This window comes from Sellimonas caecigallum, assembly GCF_019754295.1.
Taxonomy (GTDB): domain Bacteria; phylum Bacillota; class Clostridia; order Lachnospirales; family Lachnospiraceae; genus Sellimonas; species Sellimonas caecigallum.
Genome location: NZ_VIRV01000007.1, coordinates 67,028 through 90,653, shown reverse-complemented (window position 1 = coordinate 90,653; position 23,626 = coordinate 67,028). Strand labels below are relative to the sequence as shown.

The window sequence follows — 23,626 nt, the reverse complement described above, 5'->3', positions numbered from 1 at the left end:
ACCTTTATTATAACATAATCTCTTCTATTGTGAAAGTCTCACTTCAGGCAATCCATGATCCCTTCTGCGATGGCTTTCGACATTTCTTCCTGATATTCGTCATCGGTAAGAAGTTTTTCCTCTTCCGGATTACTCAGAAATCCGCACTCTACGATCAGCGTCGGTACTTCCGTCCGTTTCAGAAGAAAATATGTATCGTTTGCCTTTATCGCACGGTCATTCTTCTCATCCAGAGCAGCCAGCCTTTTCTGCAGCTTTCCCGCCATCTTCTCTCCTTCTGGGGAATCTGCATAATAGAATACCTGCGCCCCCTTCACATCGGCACTTGGGTAACTGTTCTGATGGATGCTGACCGCGATATCCGGCTGTGTCTCATTGATCAGTTCTACTCTTCGTTTCAGATCCTGTACCTTTTTGTTTTCCGCCGACTCATCGTAAAGTCCTGCATCGTCTTTTCTCGTCATTTTCACTTTCAGTCCGCGGGCTTCCAACTCTTTTTTCAGCTTTTTTGCAATCTTCAGGTTGATATCTTTTTCCTGCTGCCCTCCTGTCCCGATCTTTCCCGGGTCTTTTCCTCCATGTGCTGGAGCTTACTTGTGCCGTATGATGATTCACGAGTAAGGGATCCCCCTGAAAATCGATAACGGATCTTGATCCTATTTCCTTCATACACAAGTATCTCATCTACCATCTCTATGATGATATCCCTGTCCAGACAGATATTTTCTTTGCTTTCCAAAAATTGGCGTAACCATGGAGTGTCCAAGATCTGTTTGTCTGTCTGTGCTCCTTGTCTCTTTGCCTCTTTCAGACATTCTATCTGCTTTTGGCAATTTTCCTCTTTCTTTCGATATGTTTCCTTGTATGAAAGAAATTCATCCCTCGTAAGCAGTCCCTCTTTGTAATCCTCATACAGTCCTTTTTTTAAACAGGAAATATGCTCCTTTTCTTTGCGGAGCCTTTCTGCCTGCACAGGCGCTATTTTCTTAGGCTTCACAGGGAAAATCCTTTGTCTTTTGACCAGCTCTTTGAGGTCTGATACATTCCTGATGATCGTCTGCAGATCGTCTAAGATTACTTTTTCCAGTATGCTCATTCGCAGAATATGCGGACTGCAGTATGCTTTCCCGTTTCGTTTGTATGTTCCGCAGCAAAAGGAATATACTCTCATTTTATCCGCTTTTGTCCAGCATGTTTTCGTCATCGCTCTTCCGCAGTCGCCGCATTTTATCATACCTGCGAAGATATTTCTTCCTTCTTTCAGATTGATCTCCCTTTGTCTCCTGGAAAGAAGTCTCTGTGTTTTCTTCCACACCTCCTCTTCTATGATCGGCTCATGTGTCCCGGAAACGCGGATCCACTGTTCAGGATCCATCACTTGCTGTTTTCCCCGCATCCGCTGATGTTTCTTTCCCTGAACCATATTTCCGATATACAATTCATTTCTCAGCACACTGTTGACCGTAGAGTATGTCCAGTAAGATGTACCCGCAAGACGATTCCCGTTTTTATAATTCTCTCCGTTTACTTTTTTATACTCCGATGGACAAAGAATACCCTCTGCATTCAGCTGCTTCGCGATACTTTGTTTTCCCATTCCTCCTGTATACAGGGAAAAGATCTTTTGGACCACCGATGCCGCATAGGGATCAATGATCAGTTTATTTTTGTTGTACGGCGCTTTTTGATACCCATAGCTTGCAAAAGATCCAATAAATTCGCCTGCTCTTTGCTTCGTCTTCACAGTTGCCTGGATTTTATTTGATATATCCCTCGCATATTGTTCATTAAAGAGATTTTTTATGGGCAGGAGAATATCATAGGACTGGCGTGCACTGTCTATCCCATCAGCTACCGAGACGAACCGTATACCCATCTCAGGAAAGATCCTCTCCAGATACCGCCCTGCATCCAGGTAATCCCGCCCAAATCTGGACAGATCCTTCACGACCACACACCGTATCCTGCCTTTCTCCATATCGAAAAGCATCTCCTGAAAGCCAGGCCGCTGAAAGTTTGTCCCTGTATATCCATCGTCTATATACTCCCCGCAAAGAAGCATGTCATCCATCCTGGAAATATATTCTGTAAGAATTTTCCGCTGATTTCCCACACTGTCGCTCTCTTCTTTATCGCCATCCTCCTGGGAAAGGCGTATATAGATGGCCGTCGGCAGCTTTTCCTTATCTTTTTCTTTTGTCTTCATTCCTTTCTGATTTTCTCCTCTTCTTTCCATTGTTCCTGTCTTACATGTTCTCTGATGATGCGGATCAGAAGTTCTTCTTCGGAATATTCCCCTAGAAATTCTCTTTGGATCGTATATGAAGCGTCCTGTCTCTCTTCCAATTTTCCCTCCTTAAAAGAGATTTCTTTGTTTTCAGCTTATGTCCGCCTCCTCTGGTTTTATGCTTGTTCTTTTTTCGATGACTTTCTTATACATTTTGTTTCCTTTTCTGTATCGTCCGCGCACTATAGAGCCGCCATGTCCCGCATCAATAACGACATCCGCCTTTTGCATCCTTGACTTGCCCTCCGTCACAACACTTTCCGCTTTCTGGATCCCCCACAGAACCATTGCCATCATGAAAAGCAGCACAATCCATTTCATCTTTTCTTTCATAAAATCGGCCCTTTACAAAACACTTGCCTTCAAAAAAGTATATGACGCCGCAAACCGCAAAATGCCCCGGCCAAAGGCCGAGGCATCCATTGTCCTTATTCAGTTAGTTCAGATACTGCGCCATAATATCCCAGATATCCGATGTTTCAAATCCAAGTTTCCATGCTGCAGCTCCGGCAAGGTCATATTCCTTCATTACTTTCAGTTTGCTCTCGATAGACTTTCCATCCTCAAACCAAATCTGGTATGTCTTACCGTCCGCAGTCCATTTGGCGTAGTTCTGCTCTGTTTCAGCATCCCAGCTTACAGACGCACCGGCATCGGCAACTGCTTTTGCCGCTTCTTCCATTCCCATAGCCGTGCTCTGCACACCGTCTGCTTCAGATTCGCTCCAAAGTCTTGTGAAGAAAGGAATACCATTGATTACCTTTTCTTTCGGAACTTCCTTCAAGGTCTCCTCAATTCCTTCCTGTACAAAACCGATCGATGCGACGGAACCGGCCTCTTCTGAGCCGGAATAATGTTCATCATATCCCATAATGATGACGTAATCGGCCACAATTCCCTGTTCTTTCCGGTTATAGTGAGACGTATATCCTTTCGGCACATAGTTGTCCACAGACAGTACGAGCCCTTTGGCACGGCAGGCTACGGAAAGCTCCCTGATAAACTGGATATAGTGTTCTCCCATCTCTGTCGTAATCTGTTCAAAATCCACGTTGATTCCATCCATCCCTACCGAATCGGTCTCCGCGATGAGCTGGCTGATAATATTTGCCCTGCTCTGCGTATTGCTGAGAACAGCAAGGGTATCTACCTGGTTGCTAAAGTTGTCGATCAGTCCCCATACTTCCATTCCCTGCTGATGGGCGTAATCTACATACGATTTGCTTGCAAGGGAAGTGATTGTTCCATTCGTATCCGCGATAGAAAACCATGTCGGGGATAAAGTCGTAAGCCCTTTCGTGTTGGCCACCACGGAAGAAACATTGTCGTTGGCTGCCTGGCTCGTTACCTGGTGCCATCCGATATTGATCTTATAATCTTTTTGGATATTCGTGTATTCCGGCTCCTGATAGGTGGATTCCCTCGTCTTTTCCTCTTCTTTTCCAAGACTTCCTGCCTTGACATATCCGATAAATCCATCTTTTGTCCTTATCTTTTTCCAATCGCCGGCTTCCTCGATAACCACCACTTCATCAGACTTTGATACCTTTGTGAGGACTGGACTTTTCACTCCGCCAAGCACGCGCACTTCCGTATCTTTCTGAACAGAAGCATGGTTTTCTTTCTTATTTGTCACGATCACAGCCCGATCCGGATTTTCCTGAACACTGACTTCCATATCCGTAAATTCCTTTACAAAATCCAGGGCAATGTACGCAATCCCACCTTCGGATTTCACGATTTCGTAATCGGTCGTCTGAGTTCCGTCTGCAGTATCATACTCTGTCGCGCCCGCGCTGATGGAAAGCGTGCGGTCCGGCAGCGTGTAAAGCAGTTTGTTCTCGTTGGAGTCCCAGTAAAATCTCGAATTGATATAATCCCGTACCGCAGTATACTCAACATAGATCTGGCTTCCTTCTTTCTTTGCCTGAACGTCCGGTATCTCATTGTTGATCGTAAGCGCCGCCTGATTTTTTTCTTTTATACCAAAATAATTATTCAAATCTGCATCCGCATGCGACGGGCCATATTTTTTCCATATAACGATGGCTGCTGCGATCACGGCAATAAGGAGCACAACAATAGAAATGAAGATCCTTCTTCTGCGCTTCCTCTGCCTTTGAAGTTTCCGTCTTCTTGCTCTGTCCGTCCTTCTTCCTTCCGGATTTGGACGTCTTCTTCTGTCTCGTCTTTCGTCCATGTCATACCTCCTGTATACGCCCATTATATCAATAATTTTTCTGCACGTCATTAACTTTTTAGCGTTCGGGATCTCCTCTCTTTTCTTTGATCGCCATTGAGGGGGATTATCGTCTGACATCATCGTCCTCGAGTTCTACGAAACAAACTTCCTTTACCATCCCTTCGTCATCCGCAATATAATCTCTCATGTACGATGGTTCTTCCCGCACCGCATATGCCGATGCAATCTGGAGCGGGCTTGCCGGATCTCCGTTCATTTTGATACGGATTCCTCTGCGCTCATACTCTGTCAGTTCTGTATACAGATCCCGACATTGCGCGCTTTCCATAATCTCCTGTCTTATCTGTTCTTTCATATTTTTTCCCATGTCCTGGGGGGACTTTGCAAACGTACGGCCACGGCGCAGGATATCCGGAAGAGGAAGGTACATACTTGCTTCTGTTCGTGATATATTATAAGGATATCCATTTGCTGAAAAAGGTAACACTATATCCCTGTTTTTTCAAAATCTTATCCCAGTTTTCTCTTTTGTAAGCTTTGTTGATGAATTTTTGAATCAAGAATGAATGTGAATTGTGTCTTTTGATTCTATCGATCGATGAGATATTGCCTGGTGTACGGCAATCCGAAGATTTTCCGAATGGAACACCATACCGGAAAAATGAATGTTAGAATAAGGTATCTGATACCTCTTTCGTATTTTTCTATCCCCTCCTTTACAGTGTACATGACCGTGGGGAATGCTACCTCTTGTGTGCCATTATACACCTGTTTTTTCCAAAAGCAAGTATTTTTTGAAAATTTATTTACATAATTTCTTTTTTTGATTATACTACTATTGAGTAAGTATAAGAATATTTACGAAGAGGAAGTGATGACATGAAAATTGAAAAAATCAATGACAATCAAATACGCTGTACACTTACCCGTGCTGACCTGGAAGACCGCCAGCTGAAAATCAGCGAACTTGCCTACGGCACGGAAAAAGCGAAATCACTTTTCCACGACATGATGCAGCAGGCAGCCTTTGAATTCGGTTTTGAGGCAGACGATATCCCTCTTATGATTGAGGCGATCCCTTCTTCTTCGGATTCTATCGTGCTTGTCATTACAAAAGTCGAAGATCCGGAAGAACTGGATACCAGATTTTCCAAATTTGCACCTTCTCCGCTTGCTGAGACCGAAGAGCCTCGCAAAGCGGTTCCGGATAAACTGGAGGGAGCCGACGAGTTTCTTCAGCTCCTCAACAAAGTAAAAGAGGCAGTTGCCGACATGCCGGCCAAGCAAAAGCCTGCGGGAACATCATCCGCAAGACAGGCCGTCCGTCTCTTCTCATTCGGTACCTTTGAACGGGTCATCGAGGCATCCCGCCTTCTTGCACCAATGTACAATGGTATCAATACTTTATACAAAGACCCGGCAGAGGATTTTTATATCCTTGCCATTGCTCAGTCCGAACTTACCAAAAGTGATTTCAACAAAATCTGCAACATGCTTACGGAATACGGCGCTCTGGAAAAAAGCACGCCAGCGTCCCTCGCATTTCTCGAGGAGCACTGTGAAACGATCCTGTCCGGAACTGCCATCCAGCAACTTTCATCTTTGTAGGATCGGCTGTACATCTTTTCTCAGCCGACAGACAGCGTAAAAAAATACCGCTGGCACAGGAGCATATCCTGATGTCCGCGGTATTCTTTCTTTTCTATCTCTTATGCATTTGCATTCGCTTTTAAAAATGCATTAATCTTTTCTACTAACAAATCTGCATCGATTCCATGCACCATCGCCGCCTCTTCCAGAGATTCCATCTGAGATGCAGGGCATCCAAGGCAGTGCATACCGATTTCCATAAGGATCGGAGCTACTTCCGGATGTGTATTTACGACTTCGCCGATCGTTGTAGTTTTTTCCACCTGATACATGATACTTGTCCTCCTTTGCTATGAATTACGTACTCATAATTATAATACCATTTTTTCTAAATCGCAACCCTAAAACAGTTTATAATTATCAGAATTTTCTAAATTTTTTATAAGTTTTTTTCTGTATTTTGATTACGAAAAAGTCAATGCTTTTTTCCCGTTTTTTCGACAAATCTTGATTTTTATTATATGTTAACAAAACGTGCGTTCTTTTAAATACAAAAAGTTATCCCCACAATCCACAAGATTTTATGTGGATAATGGGGATAACTTTTGAAAAACACTGTAGTTTTCATATCTTTCTCGCTTTTTCGTGTGGAAAACCATTTTTATCCCATTTTTCTTTTTTCTACATTATTTTACAAAATTGTGCATTTTGCTATTTTTTTCTTTTGCATCAAAAATGTCTGTTTAGAACATTCTTCGTACTGTCACGATACTTGTGTACGTAGCCGGTGAAAGTCCGATCCCATGTGCCGGGTCCTGCGCATTTACAATCTGTCCATTCCCTGCGTAGATTCCCACATGACCGTTATAACAGATGATATCTCCCGGCTGCGCCTCTGCGTAAGATACAGCTCTTCCGACGCCTCTCTGCGCAGTGGATGTTCTCGGAAGTGAGAAACCAAAGTGTGCGTATACTGACTGGACAAATCCAGAACAATCTGCCCCATTTGTCAGGCTCGTACCACCCCATACATATGGATTTCCGATGAATTGTTTTGCAAAATCCACGACAGCCTGTCCGCTCTTTCTTCTCTGCTCTTCTTCCTTTCTTCTCTTTTCTTCCGCTTCTCTTTGAAGACGCGCCTGTTCTTCTTCCTTTGTCTCCCCATAAGAAAAAGTGACTTCTTTATTCTCTGCAAATGCCTGCGCTTCCCGCTCTCTGGCTTCCTGCTGCGCTTCTTCTCCTACCATAATAGAACTTGTCTCCACGAAGCCTTTCACATTGCCTGATTGTATCGCCGTCCACTCTCCCACAGGACCAAGAACAGTCATTGCGGAACCGGAGTATAATTTCCCCACCCAGTCACTGTCCTGTGAAGGTGAGCTTTTAACTTCAATATAACCTGAAGATATATTGGCAAATGCCATATTCAAATACTTCCCCTTCTGCTCCGGCACCACAACACTTTCTTCTGTATCTTCCTGCATTATAACCGTCTGCGTATCTTCTTTATTAATATACTCATCTTTTGTCTCTTTTAATACAGCCTCCATACTGATGGACAAGGTTCCTGCATTTGCTGTATCAGCCGCAGATGTTTCCATCTGAAAAGATCCTATCATTCCTGCCGCCGCCACAATAAACAGTCCTTTTTTCATAAAAGAATGCATAAACGTTTTTCCTCCTTAATTTTTGTGTTATGTATTCTCTTCTGTATTTGTTACATATTTGTTACAAATATTACGTTTTGTATTCTAACATATTTCAATTCTTTGTCAACCCCTAAATGAACTCTTTTTTTCGCAACGTCTTGACATTTTTTTCTTTATAAGCTATATTCTAAATATAGTAATTATTATTATTATTGAAAGGAGGACTTTTATGACAGCTTTGAAATACAGCCGCCAAAGGGAATCCATCAAAAATTTTCTTATGCATACTTCTTCCCATCCTACCGCGGACATGGTCTATCTCCATGTAAAAGAGACATTTCCGAATATCAGTCTCGGAACCGTCTACCGAAACTTAAATCTGCTGGCAGATATGGGGGAAATCATCAAGATCACAACCCCGGATGGAGCGGATCGTTTCGATGGGCGCACCACCCCTCACTATCATTTCTTTTGCAACGAATGCGGATGCATGATGGATCTGGATATGGCGCCCCTCTCTCAGATTAATGAAGTGGCTGGGCAAAATTTCGAAGGAGAGATTGACTCACACACAGTCACATTTTATGGAAAATGTGTTTCCTGCTTACATCACGATACAAAAGCAACAGCTGTTTAAAAATTTTTTAAATATGGATTGACAGTTACGGAAAAAGATGCTATATTGATATCAGTAACAATTACTAATATTATTAACTAGGGAAAATAAAAAAGAAAAGGAGACAATTACTATGAAAAAATGGGTATGTACAGTTTGTGGTTATGTTTATGAAGGAGAAAATCCTCCGGCAGAATGTCCTCAGTGCCATGTTCCGGCAGATAAATTCCAGGAAATGGCTGGTGAAAGAACATGGGCTGCTGAACATGTTGTAGGTGTTGCTCAGGGTGTCAGCGAAGATATCATCGCAGATTTAAGAGCAAACTTCGAAGGAGAATGTTCTGAAGTAGGTATGTACCTTGCTATGGCAAGAGTTGCTCACAGAGAAGGATATCCGGAAATCGGATTATACTGGGAAAAAGCTGCATGGGAAGAAGCAGAACACGCTGCAAAATTCGCTGAATTATTAGGCGAAGTTGTAACAGACAGCACAAAGAAAAACCTCGAAATGAGAGTAGAAGCTGAGAACGGTGCAACAGCTGGTAAATTCGACCTTGCAAAACGTGCGAAAGCTGCTAACCTGGATGCAATCCATGACACAGTTCACGAAATGGCAAGAGATGAAGCTCGTCACGGAAAAGCATTCGAAGGACTTCTTAAGAGATACTTCGCTTAATACTTGAATCATTAACAGGATTGAATTGGTTGTCGGCATTTACACTACAAGGAGGAAAATCGTATGTCTAAATATGCAGGAACAAAAACAGAACAGAACTTGATGACAGCATTCTCAGGGGAATCCCAGGCGAGAAATAAATATACTTTCTACGCTTCCCAGGCAAGAAAAGCCGGATATGTGCAGATTGCAAATATCTTTGAAGAGACTGCCAATCAGGAAAAAGAACATGCTAAAATGTGGTTCAAAGAATTCCACGGAATTGGCGATGTTGCTGAAAACTTAAAAGATGCTGCTGCAGGCGAAAATTACGAATGGACAGATATGTACAAAACAATGGCTGAAGAAGCTCGTGCAGAAGGCTTTGATGAACTTGCTGCAAAGTTTGAGCTCGTAGGCGAAGTAGAAGCTGCCCATGAAAAACGCTACAATAAACTGCTTGCTACATTTGAAGCAGGAAATACGTTCAAAGGCGATGCTCCTCTTGGATGGAAATGCAACAACTGCGGATACATCTACGAAGGAGAAGAAGCTCCGGAAGTATGCCCTGTGTGCGCACATCCGAAGGCTTACTTCGAAAGAAAAGCAGAAAATTACTAAAACTCCTATACACCAAAAAACGGAAGGTACCCTTTACCTTCCGTTTTTATATGAATTTTCTGTACGCTCTTGCTGCAGGCATATAAAGAATGCTTACAATCATAGCCATGAACACTGCATTTACCACCGTTGCCGGGATAGAAGCTGTGGAAGCGGCAGCCGCAGCTGCAAAGCCGCTTCCGCTTACCAAAAGCAAAATGGTCTGCATTATCCATTCAATCACAATATTCAGCACCGCGTAGACAACCGCACAAAGCACTGCTGCTTTCCATTCTTTCTTGCGGTCATTCTTTGCCCTTTCCTTCAGAATTGAGAACAACGCCCCTACAAGAAGGCATTTGATGATGGTTTCACAGAAAACCTGAGGGATGGACTGAACAAAACCATTCAGCAGATCAAATATTACAAGTCCTGCCGTACCTGATGCTACACCGCGCTTTCCGCCCTGAAGAAGCATGCCTAATACAACAAACACATGTCCGAAATGAATGAACGGCGTGCCGACAGCCGCTGGTACCGGAATCCGAAAAACCTGTATCCCTAGAAAGGTAACTGCCGCAAAAAATGCCATACTTACAACGTTTTTGACTTTTCTGTCTCGCATATCCTATACTGCCCTTCTCTTTTGATCCACCGTCACGATTCCGCTCTTTAAAAGGATCGGCCTTACTGCATTGTAGAGAAAACCAACAAGAACAACCGAGATAACCGCATTTACAAAAGTGGTAGCTGTACTCCATTTTGCCAAGACTTCTGCCATCTGCTGCGGCTGTCCCAAAATGATCTGCTTGTAGAAATATCCAACCAAAGGGTCTGCTATGACATTAAAGCCAAGTCCTGCAACGGATGCCAAAATGCTCCACTTAAGAACATACTTTCTGTCTGAACTTTCATTAATATGGGCAATACGGTGTGCCACTAACCCTGTAATCAGACCAATACATAGTTTCAGAACAAATGTCTTCGGCGCGCTTACAATATAGACAGGATCCATGATATCTGCGATTGTCATACCGATAGCTCCGGCAATTCCGCCGTATCCTCCTCCCAGAATCAATGCTGCCAGCACACAAAAAGCATTTCCTATGTGCAGAGATGTCGCATCTCCTCCCGGCATCGGGATCTTGATCTGCAAAAATGTGAAGGTTACATAACAGAGAGCCGCAAAAACAGCCGTCTCTGCAAGTTTCATAATATTTGTGTTTCTTCGTTCCATAACTTTGATCCTTCTTTCTTTTCTCTTTGCTTTCCTATCTTATCACTAAAGTGGATCCTTCAAAATATCCAGTTATTGTATTTTAGACCAGTCCAGTTAAGTTTTTCGGAAAATAGTATTGCTTTTTTGTCATCCTGGGTATAATATTAACATATGTTGTATGTAGTATTAAAAACCACATGTCATTTTATCAGTGTTAGGAGGTAAACTTATGACAAAACACATCAAAGACCCTGGCAGCGCTATTACACACTTTATCGGAATGCTCATGGCAATCTTTGCCGCAGTTCCGCTTTTGATAAAAGCCGCACATGAACCGGATTCCATTTACCTGATTTCTCTGGCCATCTATGCAGCCAGCCTGATTCTTCTATATGCGGCTAGTACGACATATCATACGTTTGATCTGTCTGAAAAGGCAAATACGATTCTGAAAAAAATTGACCATATGATGATCTTTGTCCTCATCGCAGGAAGTTATACCCCGATCTGTCTGATTACTCTGAAGGGTACAACCGGAATCATCCTTCTCTCTCTTGTATGGGGAATCGCTATTGTGGGCATCATCCTGAAAGCATTCTGGGTATTCTGTCCAAAATGGGTGTCTTCTGTCCTGTACATCGGCATGGGATGGACTTGTGTGCTGGCTTTCACAAAGATACTCAATTCCCTGTCTCCGGCAGCATTTGGATGGCTTCTGGCAGGCGGTATCATTTACACTGTGGGCGGTGTGATTTATGCTCTGAAACTGCCGCTTTTCAATAAAAAACACAAAAATTTTGGTTCCCACGAAATCTTTCATCTTTTCGTCATGGGTGGAAGTATGTGCCACTTTATCGTAATGTATGCTTTCATTCTCTAAATATTTCAGAAACAGTTTGAGCCGGAAATCTTCTCAGATTCCCGGCTCTTTTTCTGCTTTTTCTATCAGCTCTTCTTTTTGTTTTCTTGTCATCTTTTTGATTTTACTTTCTCTGCACATGGCTTCTTCTTTTGTCTCAAATGTCTCATAGTACCGAAGGATTACCGGCCTTCTTGTTTTAGTATACTTGGCTCCCTTCCCATCGTTGTGAGCCTTTATCCGCTTATCCAGGTTGTTTGTCCATCCGGTGTAAAAGCTTCCATCATGGCATTCTACAATATACGTGTAATTCATATTTCCTCAAAATGGAGAATATTCTCCGCCTTTATATTTTTTCAAAAGGAACAGCGCCACGATAGCCGCACAAAGCTCTCCGATCGGGAAAGCAGCCCACACACCGGCAGCTCCCCAGATTCTGGACAGGAGAAATCCTACTGGGATCGTCACTGCAAACTGGCGCAGAAGGGATATCACAAGAGACTGCTTTCCTTCCCCCATAGCCTCAAAAATGCCTGCATAGATAACCCCTGCCGTCGATACAAGAAAACCAAGGCAGATGATCCGAAGCGCCTGAACACCAGCCTTTAAAAGCATCTCATCCGCGTCAAACAGAGCAAATATCTGCTCAGGAATGAACAAAGAAAGCAAGGTTCCTATCATCATGATGACGGCTGCAGAAATCATACTGTAACGGATAAATGACTTTACCCTGTCTTTCTCCCCTGCTCCGTAGTTATACCCGATGAGCGGACGCATCCCCTGCACGATCCCGTTTGCCGGCATATAGATAAATGTCTGAAGCTTAAAATACACTCCCAGAACAGCCACATACACCTCTGAGAATGCAGAAAGAATGCTGTTCAGAACACTGACCAGAACTGAAGGAAGGGTCAGCATGATACTGGATGGAATACCCACACTGTAAATCTGAAGGATGATCCTTTTATCAAGACAAAGGTATTTCGGATGAATAGAAACTGCAAATCTTTTTCTTTTATACACTACAATATACAAAAGAAAAGCCGCGATTTGTCCAATTACGGTCGCCACAGCTGCACCCCTTACTCCCATGGCAGGCAGACCAAACCAGCCAAAAATCAGGATCGGATCCAAAATGATGTTTATGATAGCGCCGGTCGCCAGCAAGATCATCGTGATCTTCATCTCCCCGATCCCCTGGAAAATCTTCTCCAGGGCAATCTGAAGCAGACAGCCAAAAGAGGCACACAGCACAATATATGTATAGTCGCACGCCTCCTCAACAATCGCATTATTGGATGTAAACAGACCGATAAACGGCCGTGTTACTAAAAGCCCCAGCACTACAAACAGGATACAGTGCAGAACTGTAAGTCCAATCCCGATCGTAGCCGCCTTATTAGCCTCCTCCCTCTTTCCTGCTCCAAGATAGATCGCAATAGCTGAACTGATCCCTACTCCCACTCCAACAGCGACGGAAGTCACGATATTCTGAAGCGGGAAAGCAAGAGATACCGCGGTCAACGCATCCGTCCCTAGCCGGGACACATAGATGCTGTCCACAATATTATAAAGCGACTGGATCAACATAGAAAGCATCATGGGCACTGACATCGACATCAAAAGCGGAAACACACGCCCCGTCTTCATAAAATCCTTATCCATCTCTCAACTCTACTCCTTCCTCCTCATTTCACTTGCCACACAGTCAAACGCACAAAATAAAAAGACCATATGCCTGTTTAATTCTGAAACAGGAAAACCATATGATCTGACATAACACTTGTTCAATACCTGCTTATGTTATCACGGAATAAAAAAAAAGTCAAATAGTACTTGACAAAAATCGCACTAAAAACCGGGGACGTGTACCGACGCTTCGGAACCCGTCCCCTAGTCTTATTCTAAAAACTGTGTCGGATCGATCGGCTGTCCGTCTTTGCGCAGTTCAAAGTACAGATTGCAGCCTTCGACGCTGTAGTATCTTGTCGGTTCTGCAAGGTAGCCGAGTACTGTTTTGGCTTGTACCTGATCGCCGGTCTTTACTTGTACATTCTGGAGCTGTCCATAGATTGCTTCGTAGCCGTTTCCCATATCTACAGTAACTGTTGTCCCAAGCTGTGGTGTCCTATCGATGGATTTAACGAGCCCTTTTCCTGCCGAGATAACCTGATCATTGACTGCCCCGCCAATGATCAGCGCCGGGTTATATTTATACTGGTCCAGTGTGGAGAAATATACAGTCTTATCCATGCTGTAGTTCATGAGTACAGCCCCGCTTACCGGCCAGATCAATGTATCATTTTCGCTGAAGTTGATCTGATTTCCTGTTCCGGCCGTCTCCTGGGTGTCTGCTGTTTCTCCGGATGTTCCGTCCTCCGTATTTTGTGTCTCCGTTCCGTTCATACTGTCTGTATCTGCCGCATTTTGGGTTCCCATATCCATACCTGTATCCGGACTATTTGCAGTGTCTTCTTGGGTGTCAGACTCATTTTCCCATTCATTGTATGGTGCGTACTCTTCCGTCAGATTTCCTGCATCCGCACTTTTAAACTCATCGATCTTTGCCTGGCTTTCTTCCTCTATCTTTTCCATCTCTTTTCTGACGTTACTTTTGTATTGATTGAATGTATAAACTCCTGTCAGAACGACTGCTGCTGCCATGCATACTGCCAATCCGATTTTTGCTCCCCGCCTTTTTTTAGGAGCCCGCTTCTTGTTATTCATCTTCATCACCTCTGGCATTATCTTTGCCAGAAATGATAGAGCTTATTCTGTCTCGCTCAAAATTTCTGCAACTTCCTGCAGTGTAGTTCCTTCAAAAAAATATGCCAGTATTTCTTTATAGTCTTTTCCTTCCTTTGCCATCTGGTCTGCTGTATTCTGGCTCATCCCAAGGCCGTGTCCATTGCCCTTTGTCGTCACGTCCGTCTTTCCTTTTCCTTTTTTGAGAGTAAAGCTGGATGACACGAGGCCGAACTGATCCCGAAAAGCATCTCCGTCGAGTATCTGTTCCCCGTTTTTTACCTGGAGCACATAACCTGTGCTGTCGGTCTTTGCAATCTCGTATGTATCCCCTTTTATCTCTTTTGTCTGAAACGCCCCTTTGGCCTCGATATCTTTCGAACAGTCCACGCTTTTGAGATACGGATACTGATCCGTATTTAATGCCTCGGCTGCATTTCTGGTTTTTCCGTTTGTGAGCCTGCAAAATGGCGTGTATGCTGGTTTTCCACCATAGGTTAAAATTCTTTCTTTTGTCTCATTCCAGGCTTTTTTTAGTTTGGAATAATATTCTTCCATATGGTCGCCCCATTCTTTTTCCATTTCCTGCACAGAAAAATAAGGCCCGGAAAATACGACTTGATCATTGCCAGTCTTTTCTGCCATTTTTTTATAGATACCTGTCCGTACAAGTATTGCCTGAGCTTTTACCGCCTCGATATCCATAGACATCGGAATCTCTCTCGCCAGCATTCCCATTCCGTACTCATCCAAAGACAGGAATTTTGCCTTGCTGTCTCCTTCCGACATGACCGCAACTTCCTGTTGTTTTTGTGTCGGTGCGGATAATCGCATCGGTCCATTTATAAAAATGGTAATCAGATACGGAAGTGCCGTCAAAACAAATATATAGCATATGACTTTTTTCCATTTGCGCAGCATAAAAGACCCTCCCATACGGTAAGTATATGAGAGGGGCTTCTGAATTATTTATAAATCATTTGAAATTAGGCTAGGCGTCCACTTCGATGTGATCCAGATGCCAAATATCATCAACATATTCCTGGATTGTTCTGTCCGCTGTGAATTTACCGCAGCAAGCCACGTTTAAGAGCGCTTTTTTTGCCCATCCTTCCTGATCGCGGTATGCTTGCTCTACTCTCTGCTGTGCCTCTGCATATGCCCGGAAATCTTTCAGGATAAAATACCTGTCAGCCGGTTCTCTGCCGTGTGTATTTACAAGAGAATCGTAAAGATCACGATACATCTCATGATTTCCGTTGGAGTATGTTCCGTCAACCAGCTGATCTACCACACGTTTGACATCCCAGTCATTGAAGTAGATATCTGTCGGATTGTAGCCTCCATGGTTTTCAAAATTGATGACTTCGTCTGAAGAAAGTCCGAAAATGAACGCATTTTCGATACCCACTTCTTCCACGATCTCCACATTTGCACCGTCCATCGTGCCCAGTGTCGGCGCGCCGTTCAGCATGAATTTCATATTTCCTGTTCCAGATGCTTCTTTGGAAGCGGTAGAAATCTGTTCGCTGACATCTGCAGCTGCAAAGATAAGCTCTGCATTGGATACACGATAATCTTCTATGAAGACGACTTTGATCTTTCCGTTGATGCTTCTGTCATTGTTGATTACATCTGCCACGGAATTGATCAGTTTAATCGTTTCTTTCGCCCGCACATATCCTGCTGCCGCCTTTGCTCCAAAAATAAATGTTCTCGGATAGAAGTACATTTCCGGGTGCTCTTTGATCTTATTGTAAAGATACATCACATGCAGGATGTTCAGAAGCTGACGTTTGTATTCATGGAGACGTTTTACCTGTACGTCAAAGATGGAACGCGGATCCACCTCGATTCCATTGTGCTTCTTGATATATTCGGCCAGACGCAGTTTGTTTCTGTACTTGATATCCTGGAATTCCGCCAGAGCTTTTGTGTCCTCGGCCAGCGGTTTGAGCTTGCTCATTTCAGACAGATCTGTGATCCAGCCGGAACCAATATGCTTTGTTATCCACTCTGCCAGAAGCGGATTTCCGTGGAGAAGAAATCTTCTCTGTGTGATACCGTTCGTCTTGTTGTTGAATTTCTGAGGCATCATTTCATAGAAATCTCTGAGTTCCTGATGTTTCAGGATTTCCGTGTGCAGTCTGGCTACCCCGTTTACGGAATATCCGGCAACAATGGCAAGATGCGCCATCTTTACCTGTCCGTCTCTGAGGATTGCCATCCGTTTTACTTTTCCTTCGTCTCCCGGATATTTTGCCCGGATTTCCAATACGAAACGGCGGTCGATTTCCTGAATGATCTGATAAATACGCGGAAGCAGTCTGGAGAACAGATCAATCGGCCATTTTTCCAGTGCCTCTGCCATGATCGTATGGTTTGTGTACGCAACCGTTTTCGTCGTCACATCCCACGCTTCATCCCACTCGAGACCTTCCTGGTCAATCAGAAGGTGCATCAGCTCAGCGACAGCCAGAGTCGGATGAGTATCGTTCATCTGGATTGTCACTTTTTCGTAAAGTTTTCTCACATCGTCGTGTTTTTTCTTATATCTTGCCAGCAGTGTCTGGAGACTCGCCGAGATAAAGAAATACTGCTGTTTCAGGCGCAGCTCTTTTCCTGCATAATGGTCGTCACAAGGATAGAGAACATCGACGATCATCTTTGCAAGGTTTTCCTGCTCTACCGCATGGCGATAATCGCCTCTGTTGAAGGCATCCAGGTGGAAGTCGGTAATCGCTTCCGCATCCCAGATCCGCAGGGTATTTACCACATGATTGCCGTATCCTACGATCGGAATATCGTACGGTATCGCTCTTACTGAACTGTAGTTTTCCTGGATGAAATTGTTTCTTTTTGTGACCGGGTCGTACTCGATCCGCACATCTCCTCCGAACCGCACTTCTTTTGCATATTCATCTCTGCGGATTTCAAACGGATTTCCGTCTTTGAGCCAGTTATCCGGTACTTCCACCTGGTAACCGTTCTCGATTTTCTGTTTAAACATTCCGTAGCGGTAGCGGATTCCGCATCCATATGCAGGATATCCCAGCGTGGAAAGCGAATCCAGGAAGCATGCTGCAAGCCTTCCAAGTCCTCCGTTCCCAAGTGCTGCATCCGGTTCTTCGTCTTCCACGGCGTTCAGGTCGATCCCCATCTCGTCCAGCGCTTCTTTTACTTCATTGTACGCCGTCAAGTTGATAAGGTTATTTCCAAGTGCTCTTCCCATAAGAAATTCCATTGACATATAATACACCGTCTTTGGATCTTCTTTTTCCATCACTTCCTGGGTCGCCAGCCAGTTATCGATGATGGTATCCTTTACCGCAAGGGAAACAGCCTGAAAAATCTGCTGTCCGCTTGCCTCTTCGATTGTTTTCCGGTATAAATTTTTAATATTATTTCTTACTTCTTCTTTGAATGTTTCCTTCTCAAATCTTTTGCTGTACATCTTGGTCTTCCCCCTGTTAAACTAGAATGATATTCGATTTAGTCTCTTGCCACTCCGATCATCACGGCTTCTCCATTGATCTTCCATTCCTTTACAAATCCTTCCGGATCTTTCTTTTCGGCGGATACTGCGAGTACTTCCTGTCTGATTTCATCTGCATTTTCTGCAAATACTGTTTCTGCCTTTTCACTTCCGCTGTAAGTTACATGAATCTTATCTGTCACTTCGAAATCTGCTTCTTTCCTCATTGTCTGGATCTTACTGATGATTTCACGGACAAATCCTTCCTCCAGTAATTCCGGAGTGAGGTTCGTATCCAGCACGACCGTAATGCCGTAATCGCTCTCTGATACATAACCTTCTGTCTGAACCATATCGATCAGAAGATCTTCTTTTGTGAGAACAACTTCTGAACCGTTGATCTCAAAGGTAAGAGCTCCCTTTTCTTCGAGAATATCCATGGCTGCATTTCCATCCAGTGTTTCCAGTTCCTTTTTGATTCCTCCAAGCAGTTTTCCGTATTTTGGTCCCACAGTCTTAAGCTGCGGTTTGAAAGTATACGTTGTAAATGCACGGACATCTTCTGTCTGTTCCATCTCTTTTACATTTAATTCTTCTGTGATGATATCCTTGTAAAAGTCCGGAAGCTCCTCCACACCTTTGACAAACATCTTGCCGATCGGCTGGCGGTTCTTGATATTGGCTGCATTTCTGCATGCACGTCCCATGACAACGATATCCAGAACTTCATTCATGTAACGTTCCAGTTCTTTATCGATCATGCTCTCATCCGCTGTCGGGAAATCACAAAGGTGAATACTTTCTTCTGCGTCTTTATCGATGCTTCTCACAAGGTTCTGATAGATCTCTTCTGACATGAACGGGATCATCGGAGCTGCGACTTTCGAAACGGTAACAAGTGCCGTATACAGCGTCATATATGCATTTATCTTATCCTGTTCCATTCCTTTTGCCCAGAATCTCTCACGACAGCGTCTTACGTACCAGTTGCTCATATCATCCACAAACTCCTGAAGTGCTCTTGCAGACTCCGGAATGCGGTAATTGGACAGATTTTCATCCACTGTCATGATCAGTGTGTTCAGTTTTGACAAGAGCCATTTATCCATAACGGATAATTTATCATATTCCAGTTTATATTTTGTGGCGTCAAATTCATCAATATTCGCGTACAGTACAAAAAATGCGTACGTATTCCACAGTGTTCCCATGAATTTTCTCTGGCCTTCCTGTACAGCCTTGCCGTGGAAACGGTTCGGAAGCCACGGTGCACTGTTGATATAGAAGTACCAGCGGATCGCGTCTGCCCCGTATGTCTCAAGCGCCTTAAACGGATCGACGGCATTTCCTTTGGATTTACTCATCTTCTGTCCATTCTCATCCTGCACATGGCCAAGGACGATGACATTTTTATACGGAGCTTTGTTAAATATCAGCGTAGAGATGGCAAGCAGGGAGTAGAACCATCCTCTTGTCTGATCCACAGCCTCGGAGATAAAGTCTGCCGGGAACTGCTGCTCAAACAGCTCTTTGTTCTCAAACGGATAGTGATGCTGTGCAAACGGCATGGAACCGCTGTCAAACCAGCAGTCGATCACTTCCGGCACGCGGTGCATTTCTTTGCCGCATTTCGGACATCTGATCGTCACTTCGTCAATATACGGACGGTGAAGCTCGATGTCGTCCGGACAATTGTCGGACATGGATTTGAGCTCCTCGATACTTCCTATAGAATGCTGACATCCACATTCGCATTCCCAGATATTGAGCGGTGTACCCCAATAACGGTTACGGCTGATGCCCCAGTCCTGTACATTCTCAAGCCAGTCTCCGAACCGGCCCTTTCCGATACTTTCCGGAATCCAGTTGATGGTATTGTTGTTCCGGATCAGATCTTCCTTGACTTCCGTCATCTTGATAAACCAGGATTCTCTTGCATAATAGATGAGTGGAGTATCACATCTCCAGCAGTGCGGATAGCTGTGTTCAAACTTCGGCGCAGAGAAGAGAAGTCCTCTCTTTTCCAGATCGGCAAGAACCATCGGGTCTGCTTTCTTGCAGAATACACCTGCAAACGGCGTCTCTTCCGTCAGTTCCCCTTTCCCGTTTACAAACTGTACGAACGGGAGATCATAGCGGCGTCCCACCTTAGAGTCGTCTTCACCGAATGCCGGAGCAATGTGTACCACTCCGGTACCGTCTGTCAGTGTTACATACGTATCGCACACAACAAAAAATGCTTTCTTTTTCTGTTTATCCGCTGTTTCCTGAGCGCCTGAATAAAGAGGGATATACTCTTTTCCTTCCAGTTCTTTTCCTGTATAGCGTTCCAGAATTTCGTACGCTTTCTCTTCCGGGTTTTCTTTGTTTAATTCTCCCAGGATCTTTTCAGCCAGTGCCTCTGCAAGATAATAGGTATATCCGTCGCATGTTTTTACTTTCACATACGTCTCATCCGGATGCACACAGAGTGCAACGTTTGACGGAAGTGTCCACGGAGTTGTCGTCCATGCCAGAATGTAGGCATCTTCGTCTTTCACTTTAAAACGCACGACAGCGGAGCGTTCCTTCACATCTTTGTATCCCTGGGCAACTTCCTGCGCAGAGAGCGGCGTTCCGCAGCGCGGACAGTAAGGAACGATCTTGAAGCCCTTGTACAGGAGCTTCTTCTCCCAGATCTGTTTTAATGCCCACCATTCGGATTCGATAAAATTATTGTCATATGTTACATATGGATGTTCCATATCTGCCCAGAAACCAACTGTAGCGGAGAAATCTTCCCACATTCCTTTATATTTCCAGACACTCTCTTTACATTTGTCGATGAACGGGACGAGTCCGTACTCTTCGATCTGTTCTTTTCCGTCCAGACCAAGAAGCTTCTCTACCTCGAGTTCTACCGGAAGACCATGGGTATCCCATCCTGCCTTTCTCGGCACCATTTTTCCTTTCATCGTCTGGTATCTAGGGATCATATCTTTGATGACACGTGTCAGTACGTGTCCGATATGCGGTTTTCCATTTGCAGTCGGAGGTCCGTCGTAGAATGTGTACGTCTCGCCTTGTTTCCGGTTCTCCATACTCTTTTCAAAAATGTGATTTTCTTCCCAGAATTTTTCAATCGCTTTTTCACGATCAACAAACTTCAGATCTGTGGAAACTTTCTGATACATGTTCTTCTCTCCTTCTCTTTTTTATAAACTCTGACCGTACAAAAGAATAGGATTCCATAGGAATTTCCTATACGACAAAAAACTCCCGTCCGTAATAGGACGAGAGTCATAGTACCTTTCGTTATACCACCTGTTACAGCATACTTCCATATGCGTTCTCTATAACGGCAGAATCCCGGCAGCGCTTATTTAGTATTCCTTTCAGCTGCTGCAGCTCGGAAGTGATATTCAGACAGATCTACTTGCACCGGGCTTTCACCGTCCCCGACTCGCTTTTGCGTTCCTTCTGCCTTACTGTCTTCGTCAAAGCTTTTTCTGTATTTTACAATTTATTCTAACATGATACTTAGCTATTATACTTTATTTTTTTCCGATCAGTCAAGTGATTTTACCACCTTTTCCTTGTTCTTGACCGATTCTTTTTGATTTTCCGGTTTATCCGGCGGGCTTTTCTCCTCTCTTTGGCAATCCGTTTTCTTCTGTGCCGCATAAAGGAATTGCGCCTGCTCTTTCTTTTTACGATAAAAACGATGAGAAGGATCAGTGCCAGGACGCCTGCCCCGATCCCCGCCGCAATACGCCAGTCGACTTGGAAGCCCAGTTTCGGAAGCTTCGGAAGATCCGGAAGCCGGAACGTCCATCCCTTTGTTTCCTTCTTTGTTTTCCCGCTTCCTGTGTCCTCTTCCTGCTTTTCGCCGGACACCTCCCCTGCTTTTCTTCCGTTGTATGTCAGTTGGATTTTTACATTCTGCGTACCGTCGTCCGTTTTCTCCGCCTTCCATTCCAAATTTTCTGCCTTTGCCCCGTTTGGAAGGGCCGCCTGCATCATACTGTTTTGGGAAAGGCTTACCTTTCCCTCTTTTTCAATCTTCTCAGTCACAGAGGAAGGCAGTTCCTGCTTCGAAAAGTTCTGAAATCCATATTCCAGAATATTTTTTGTATCATCGTAAATATGATTTCCCCGCGTCGCCATCTCCACACAGACAAGTCTCATTTTCCCGTTGTCCGCCAGCGTAACGAGGGTATTTCCAGCCTCATCTGTGTACCCTGTTTTTCCGCCCACACAGTATTCATAATACTTATCGCTGATCTTTACCAGCATCTGGTGCTTCTGCTGAAAAATCCTCTGTTCCTTTTCCAGATTGGTCGGCGGGATGGCGTACTGCCCGGTCTGCATGATCTGAAGCACGTCCGGATAACGAAACAGCTCTTTTGAAATCATCGCCATATCATATGCGGTCGTATAATGGTCTTCCGCAAACAGTCCATGAGGATTGACAAAATGGGTATTCTTTGCCCCAAGCTCTTTTGCTCTTTCGTTCATCCGAACCATAAATTTCTCATATCCGGTTCCCTCGCCAGGCAGCTTATTCCCGACATTTTCTGCAATCGCATAAGACACTTCGTTGGCCGAGGCGAGAAGCATCCCATACATCGCATCCTTCAGCGTGATCTCCTCTCCTGGCCGCATGGCTATATACGCATCTCCAGGCTCCAGAAAATCCACACTCTCTTTTGTAAACAGCACTTTATCCACATTCAGATCTGCATTTTCCACTGCCAGGAGCGCGGTAAGGGTCTTCGTGATGCTGGCAGGATAATGTCGATCGTCCATATTCTTCTCATAGAGAATCGCACCCGTATCCGCATCTATCAAAATGGCCGACTGTCCATATACTTTTGGGCCTTGCGGCCACTCTTTCGTCTCATCGCTCTGTACCGGAAGTTCGTAGGCCTTTTTTGCCTCTTCTTCCGGATCCTCCGCCTTTACAGTTCCCTGGCTGCACCCCAGTACAGCCGCTGCTGCCAAAAGGACAGCCAGAGCCTTTTTCCACTTTTTCCTTATCATGTTCATTCTTCCTTCTCTGCATTTGTAATTGTTTTCAGCTCTTACCGAAGTGTTTTCATGATCTGCTTTATCTTGTCCACTGTCACGTGCTCCACAACTTTTCCATCGATCATCATATTCGGAGATGTCCGGCAGTGTTTCAGACAATTCTGCACAGAGATACAGATCCTTCCATCTTTTGAGATACCGTCTTTTCCGATCTGAATTTCCTGTTTAATAAAATCCATTATCTCTTTTTGCCCTGCATTTTTGCAGCGTTCGCCACTGCAGATCACGATCCTGTGCCGGTACGGAGCCGCTTTCAAACTAGGATACATCTTAATGATATAGGACAAGACAGATTTTTTGACGCCGATCTCCTCCTCTATCCGTATCTGAATATCTTCCGGAATGCATCCTTCTTCTTCCTGTATTTCTCTGAGCATTGCCACCAGCGTCTCCTGGCTGGATACTGTATCCTGCTTTTTATAATAATCAAAGATCTCTTCCAGTTTTTCCTCTTCCATTCTTTGATTTTCCTCCCTTTTCTCTTTTCCCCGTATCCCTAACAGTGTATCATACGAGCGTGGAAAAAAACATGCCCTTTCCACGTTTTTCACATCTTTTTCTTCCACTTTGGAAAACCCGTGGAAATCTATGCACATATTGTGGATAATTTGTGGATAACTTTTCAGAAACTCCTTTTCTCCCCAAACATTTTTCT

At 44.2% G+C, this 23,626-nt stretch carries 23 protein-coding genes; 5 read left to right on the top strand and 18 right to left on the bottom strand.

The features are described from left to right. Window positions 1-38 precede the first annotated feature (38 nt). The 6 genes from FLB61_RS06620 to FLB61_RS06595 all read right to left on the bottom strand — a co-directional run bounded on the left by FLB61_RS06620 (window position 39) and on the right by FLB61_RS06595 (window position 4,845). Window positions 39-527 carry an N-acetylmuramoyl-L-alanine amidase gene (locus FLB61_RS06620; protein ID WP_287447814.1) on the bottom strand — a complete coding sequence of 163 codons (489 nt, stop codon included), beginning with the start codon at window positions 525-527 and terminating at the stop codon, window positions 39-41. Next, a complete protein-coding gene (locus tag FLB61_RS06615; RefSeq protein ID WP_221919719.1) occupies window positions 518-2,206 on the bottom strand; it encodes a recombinase family protein in 1,689 nt (562 codons plus the stop codon). Before FLB61_RS06615 ends, FLB61_RS06620 begins: the two co-directional genes overlap by 10 nt. Continuing rightward, window positions 2,203-2,346, bottom strand: coding sequence for a hypothetical protein (locus FLB61_RS06610; RefSeq protein WP_204244057.1), 144 nt, complete (start codon window positions 2,344-2,346; stop codon window positions 2,203-2,205). Before FLB61_RS06610 ends, FLB61_RS06615 begins: the two co-directional genes overlap by 4 nt. A gap of 31 nt (window positions 2,347-2,377) precedes the next feature. Further along, the gene (locus FLB61_RS06605) at window positions 2,378-2,620 is read right to left on the bottom strand and encodes a hypothetical protein (protein ID WP_221919718.1); all 243 of its coding nucleotides are present in this window, start codon (window positions 2,618-2,620) and stop codon (window positions 2,378-2,380) included. A gap of 103 nt (window positions 2,621-2,723) precedes the next feature. Further along, window positions 2,724-4,487, bottom strand: coding sequence for a glycosyl hydrolase family 18 protein (locus FLB61_RS06600; protein WP_221919717.1), 1,764 nt, complete (start codon window positions 4,485-4,487; stop codon window positions 2,724-2,726). 106 nt (window positions 4,488-4,593) lie between these two features. Beyond that, window positions 4,594-4,845, bottom strand: coding sequence for a hypothetical protein (locus tag FLB61_RS06595; protein ID WP_246599142.1), 252 nt, complete (start codon window positions 4,843-4,845; stop codon window positions 4,594-4,596). A gap of 524 nt (window positions 4,846-5,369) precedes the next feature. Between FLB61_RS06595 and FLB61_RS06590 the strand changes: the two genes are divergently transcribed. Then, window positions 5,370-6,098: an adaptor protein MecA gene (locus FLB61_RS06590; RefSeq protein WP_087202207.1), complete on the top strand. Its 729-nt coding sequence runs from the start codon at window positions 5,370-5,372 to the stop codon at window positions 6,096-6,098. Between the two features lie 101 nt (window positions 6,099-6,199). On the opposite strand, the gene FLB61_RS06585 is transcribed toward FLB61_RS06590, so the two are convergent. Together FLB61_RS06585 and FLB61_RS06580 are read right to left on the bottom strand one after the other, a co-directional pair. Beyond that, window positions 6,200-6,412 (bottom strand): DUF1858 domain-containing protein, encoded by a 213-nt coding sequence (locus FLB61_RS06585; RefSeq protein ID WP_087202205.1) that lies wholly within the window; start codon window positions 6,410-6,412, stop codon window positions 6,200-6,202. A gap of 411 nt (window positions 6,413-6,823) precedes the next feature. Next, window positions 6,824-7,750, bottom strand: coding sequence for a C40 family peptidase (locus tag FLB61_RS06580; RefSeq protein WP_087202203.1), 927 nt, complete (start codon window positions 7,748-7,750; stop codon window positions 6,824-6,826). Between the two features lie 211 nt (window positions 7,751-7,961). Here FLB61_RS06580 and FLB61_RS06575 point away from each other — a divergent pair, with 211 nt between their 5' ends. The 3 genes from FLB61_RS06575 (at window position 7,962) to rbr (ending at window position 9,624) form a co-directional block, all read left to right on the top strand. Then, window positions 7,962-8,369 carry a Fur family transcriptional regulator gene (locus FLB61_RS06575; RefSeq protein WP_221919716.1) on the top strand — a complete coding sequence of 136 codons (408 nt, stop codon included), beginning with the start codon at window positions 7,962-7,964 and terminating at the stop codon, window positions 8,367-8,369. A 112-nt stretch (window positions 8,370-8,481) separates the two neighbouring features. Further along, window positions 8,482-9,024 (top strand): NADH peroxidase, encoded by a 543-nt coding sequence (locus tag FLB61_RS06570; protein ID WP_087202199.1) that lies wholly within the window; start codon window positions 8,482-8,484, stop codon window positions 9,022-9,024. A gap of 63 nt (window positions 9,025-9,087) precedes the next feature. Next, window positions 9,088-9,624, top strand: a complete 537-nt coding sequence (gene rbr / locus FLB61_RS06565; RefSeq protein WP_087202197.1) for a rubrerythrin — start codon at window positions 9,088-9,090, stop codon at window positions 9,622-9,624. Window positions 9,625-9,670: 46 nt separating this feature from the next. On the opposite strand, the gene FLB61_RS06560 is transcribed toward rbr, so the two are convergent. Then, on the bottom strand, window positions 9,671-10,228 hold the full coding sequence (locus FLB61_RS06560; RefSeq protein WP_221919715.1) for an ECF transporter S component: 558 nt from the start codon (window positions 10,226-10,228) through the stop codon (window positions 9,671-9,673). Window positions 10,229-10,231: 3 nt separating this feature from the next. Continuing rightward, complete coding sequence (locus FLB61_RS06555; RefSeq protein ID WP_221919714.1) at window positions 10,232-10,840, bottom strand: ECF transporter S component; 609 nt, start codon at window positions 10,838-10,840, stop codon at window positions 10,232-10,234. A 211-nt stretch (window positions 10,841-11,051) separates the two neighbouring features. Here FLB61_RS06555 and trhA point away from each other — a divergent pair, with 211 nt between their 5' ends. Further along, the gene (gene trhA / locus FLB61_RS06550) at window positions 11,052-11,702 is read left to right on the top strand and encodes a PAQR family membrane homeostasis protein TrhA (RefSeq protein WP_087202191.1); all 651 of its coding nucleotides are present in this window, start codon (window positions 11,052-11,054) and stop codon (window positions 11,700-11,702) included. Between the two features lie 33 nt (window positions 11,703-11,735). Here trhA and FLB61_RS06545 read toward each other — a convergent pair whose 3' ends face one another. The 8 genes from FLB61_RS06545 to FLB61_RS06510 all read right to left on the bottom strand — a co-directional run bounded on the left by FLB61_RS06545 (window position 11,736) and on the right by FLB61_RS06510 (window position 23,429). Beyond that, entirely contained in the window at window positions 11,736-11,996 is a 261-nt protein-coding gene (locus tag FLB61_RS06545) for a GIY-YIG nuclease family protein (RefSeq protein WP_087202189.1), read from the bottom strand. A gap of 6 nt (window positions 11,997-12,002) precedes the next feature. Beyond that, window positions 12,003-13,346, bottom strand: coding sequence for an MATE family efflux transporter (locus FLB61_RS06540; protein WP_221919713.1), 1,344 nt, complete (start codon window positions 13,344-13,346; stop codon window positions 12,003-12,005). 234 nt (window positions 13,347-13,580) lie between these two features. Further along, window positions 13,581-14,408 (bottom strand): M23 family metallopeptidase, encoded by an 828-nt coding sequence (locus FLB61_RS06535; RefSeq protein ID WP_087202185.1) that lies wholly within the window; start codon window positions 14,406-14,408, stop codon window positions 13,581-13,583. A gap of 42 nt (window positions 14,409-14,450) precedes the next feature. Then, window positions 14,451-15,347: a SpoIID/LytB domain-containing protein gene (locus FLB61_RS06530; RefSeq protein ID WP_158095408.1), complete on the bottom strand. Its 897-nt coding sequence runs from the start codon at window positions 15,345-15,347 to the stop codon at window positions 14,451-14,453. Between the two features lie 70 nt (window positions 15,348-15,417). After that, on the bottom strand, window positions 15,418-17,880 hold the full coding sequence (locus FLB61_RS06525; RefSeq protein WP_087202180.1) for a glycogen/starch/alpha-glucan phosphorylase: 2,463 nt from the start codon (window positions 17,878-17,880) through the stop codon (window positions 15,418-15,420). A 38-nt stretch (window positions 17,881-17,918) separates the two neighbouring features. After that, window positions 17,919-21,074: an isoleucine--tRNA ligase gene (ileS, locus tag FLB61_RS06520; RefSeq protein WP_221919712.1), complete on the bottom strand. Its 3,156-nt coding sequence runs from the start codon at window positions 21,072-21,074 to the stop codon at window positions 17,919-17,921. Between the two features lie 388 nt (window positions 21,075-21,462). Then, window positions 21,463-22,923, bottom strand: a complete 1,461-nt coding sequence (locus FLB61_RS06515; RefSeq protein WP_221919711.1) for a D-alanyl-D-alanine carboxypeptidase family protein — start codon at window positions 22,921-22,923, stop codon at window positions 21,463-21,465. Between the two features lie 41 nt (window positions 22,924-22,964). Continuing rightward, on the bottom strand, window positions 22,965-23,429 hold the full coding sequence (locus FLB61_RS06510) for an NADH-quinone oxidoreductase subunit NuoE family protein (RefSeq protein ID WP_087202174.1): 465 nt from the start codon (window positions 23,427-23,429) through the stop codon (window positions 22,965-22,967). Between the last annotated feature and the right edge of the window lie 197 nt (window positions 23,430-23,626).

What these genes read in the sequence shown, in the direction of transcription:
- FLB61_RS06560 (WP_221919715.1), bottom strand. Translation starts at nt 10,228, where the DNA reads ATGCGAGACAGAAAAGTCAAAAACGTTGTAAGTATGGCATTTTTTGCG.
- FLB61_RS06600 (WP_221919717.1), bottom strand. Translation starts at nt 4,487, where the DNA reads ATGGACGAAAGACGAGACAGAAGAAGACGTCCAAATCCGGAAGGAAGA.
- FLB61_RS06510 (WP_087202174.1), bottom strand. Translation starts at nt 23,429, where the DNA reads ATGGAAGAGGAAAAACTGGAAGAGATCTTTGATTATTATAAAAAGCAG.
- trhA (WP_087202191.1), top strand. Translation starts at nt 11,052, where the DNA reads ATGACAAAACACATCAAAGACCCTGGCAGCGCTATTACACACTTTATC.
- FLB61_RS06595 (WP_246599142.1), bottom strand. Translation starts at nt 4,845, where the DNA reads ATGAAAGAACAGATAAGACAGGAGATTATGGAAAGCGCGCAATGTCGG.
- FLB61_RS06580 (WP_087202203.1), bottom strand. Translation starts at nt 7,750, where the DNA reads ATGCATTCTTTTATGAAAAAAGGACTGTTTATTGTGGCGGCGGCAGGA.
- FLB61_RS06535 (WP_087202185.1), bottom strand. Translation starts at nt 14,408, where the DNA reads ATGAATAACAAGAAGCGGGCTCCTAAAAAAAGGCGGGGAGCAAAAATC.
- FLB61_RS06525 (WP_087202180.1), bottom strand. Translation starts at nt 17,880, where the DNA reads ATGTACAGCAAAAGATTTGAGAAGGAAACATTCAAAGAAGAAGTAAGA.
- FLB61_RS06605 (WP_221919718.1), bottom strand. Translation starts at nt 2,620, where the DNA reads ATGAAAGAAAAGATGAAATGGATTGTGCTGCTTTTCATGATGGCAATG.
- FLB61_RS06575 (WP_221919716.1), top strand. Translation starts at nt 7,962, where the DNA reads ATGACAGCTTTGAAATACAGCCGCCAAAGGGAATCCATCAAAAATTTT.
- FLB61_RS06615 (WP_221919719.1), bottom strand. Translation starts at nt 2,206, where the DNA reads ATGAAGACAAAAGAAAAAGATAAGGAAAAGCTGCCGACGGCCATCTAT.
- FLB61_RS06555 (WP_221919714.1), bottom strand. Translation starts at nt 10,840, where the DNA reads ATGGAACGAAGAAACACAAATATTATGAAACTTGCAGAGACGGCTGTT.
- FLB61_RS06585 (WP_087202205.1), bottom strand. Translation starts at nt 6,412, where the DNA reads ATGTATCAGGTGGAAAAAACTACAACGATCGGCGAAGTCGTAAATACA.
- FLB61_RS06590 (WP_087202207.1), top strand. Translation starts at nt 5,370, where the DNA reads ATGAAAATTGAAAAAATCAATGACAATCAAATACGCTGTACACTTACC.
- FLB61_RS06570 (WP_087202199.1), top strand. Translation starts at nt 8,482, where the DNA reads ATGAAAAAATGGGTATGTACAGTTTGTGGTTATGTTTATGAAGGAGAA.
- FLB61_RS06530 (WP_158095408.1), bottom strand. Translation starts at nt 15,347, where the DNA reads ATGCTGCGCAAATGGAAAAAAGTCATATGCTATATATTTGTTTTGACG.
- ileS (WP_221919712.1), bottom strand. Translation starts at nt 21,074, where the DNA reads ATGTATCAGAAAGTTTCCACAGATCTGAAGTTTGTTGATCGTGAAAAA.
- rbr (WP_087202197.1), top strand. Translation starts at nt 9,088, where the DNA reads ATGTCTAAATATGCAGGAACAAAAACAGAACAGAACTTGATGACAGCA.
- FLB61_RS06545 (WP_087202189.1), bottom strand. Translation starts at nt 11,996, where the DNA reads ATGAATTACACGTATATTGTAGAATGCCATGATGGAAGCTTTTACACC.
- FLB61_RS06540 (WP_221919713.1), bottom strand. Translation starts at nt 13,346, where the DNA reads ATGGATAAGGATTTTATGAAGACGGGGCGTGTGTTTCCGCTTTTGATG.
- FLB61_RS06515 (WP_221919711.1), bottom strand. Translation starts at nt 22,923, where the DNA reads ATGATAAGGAAAAAGTGGAAAAAGGCTCTGGCTGTCCTTTTGGCAGCA.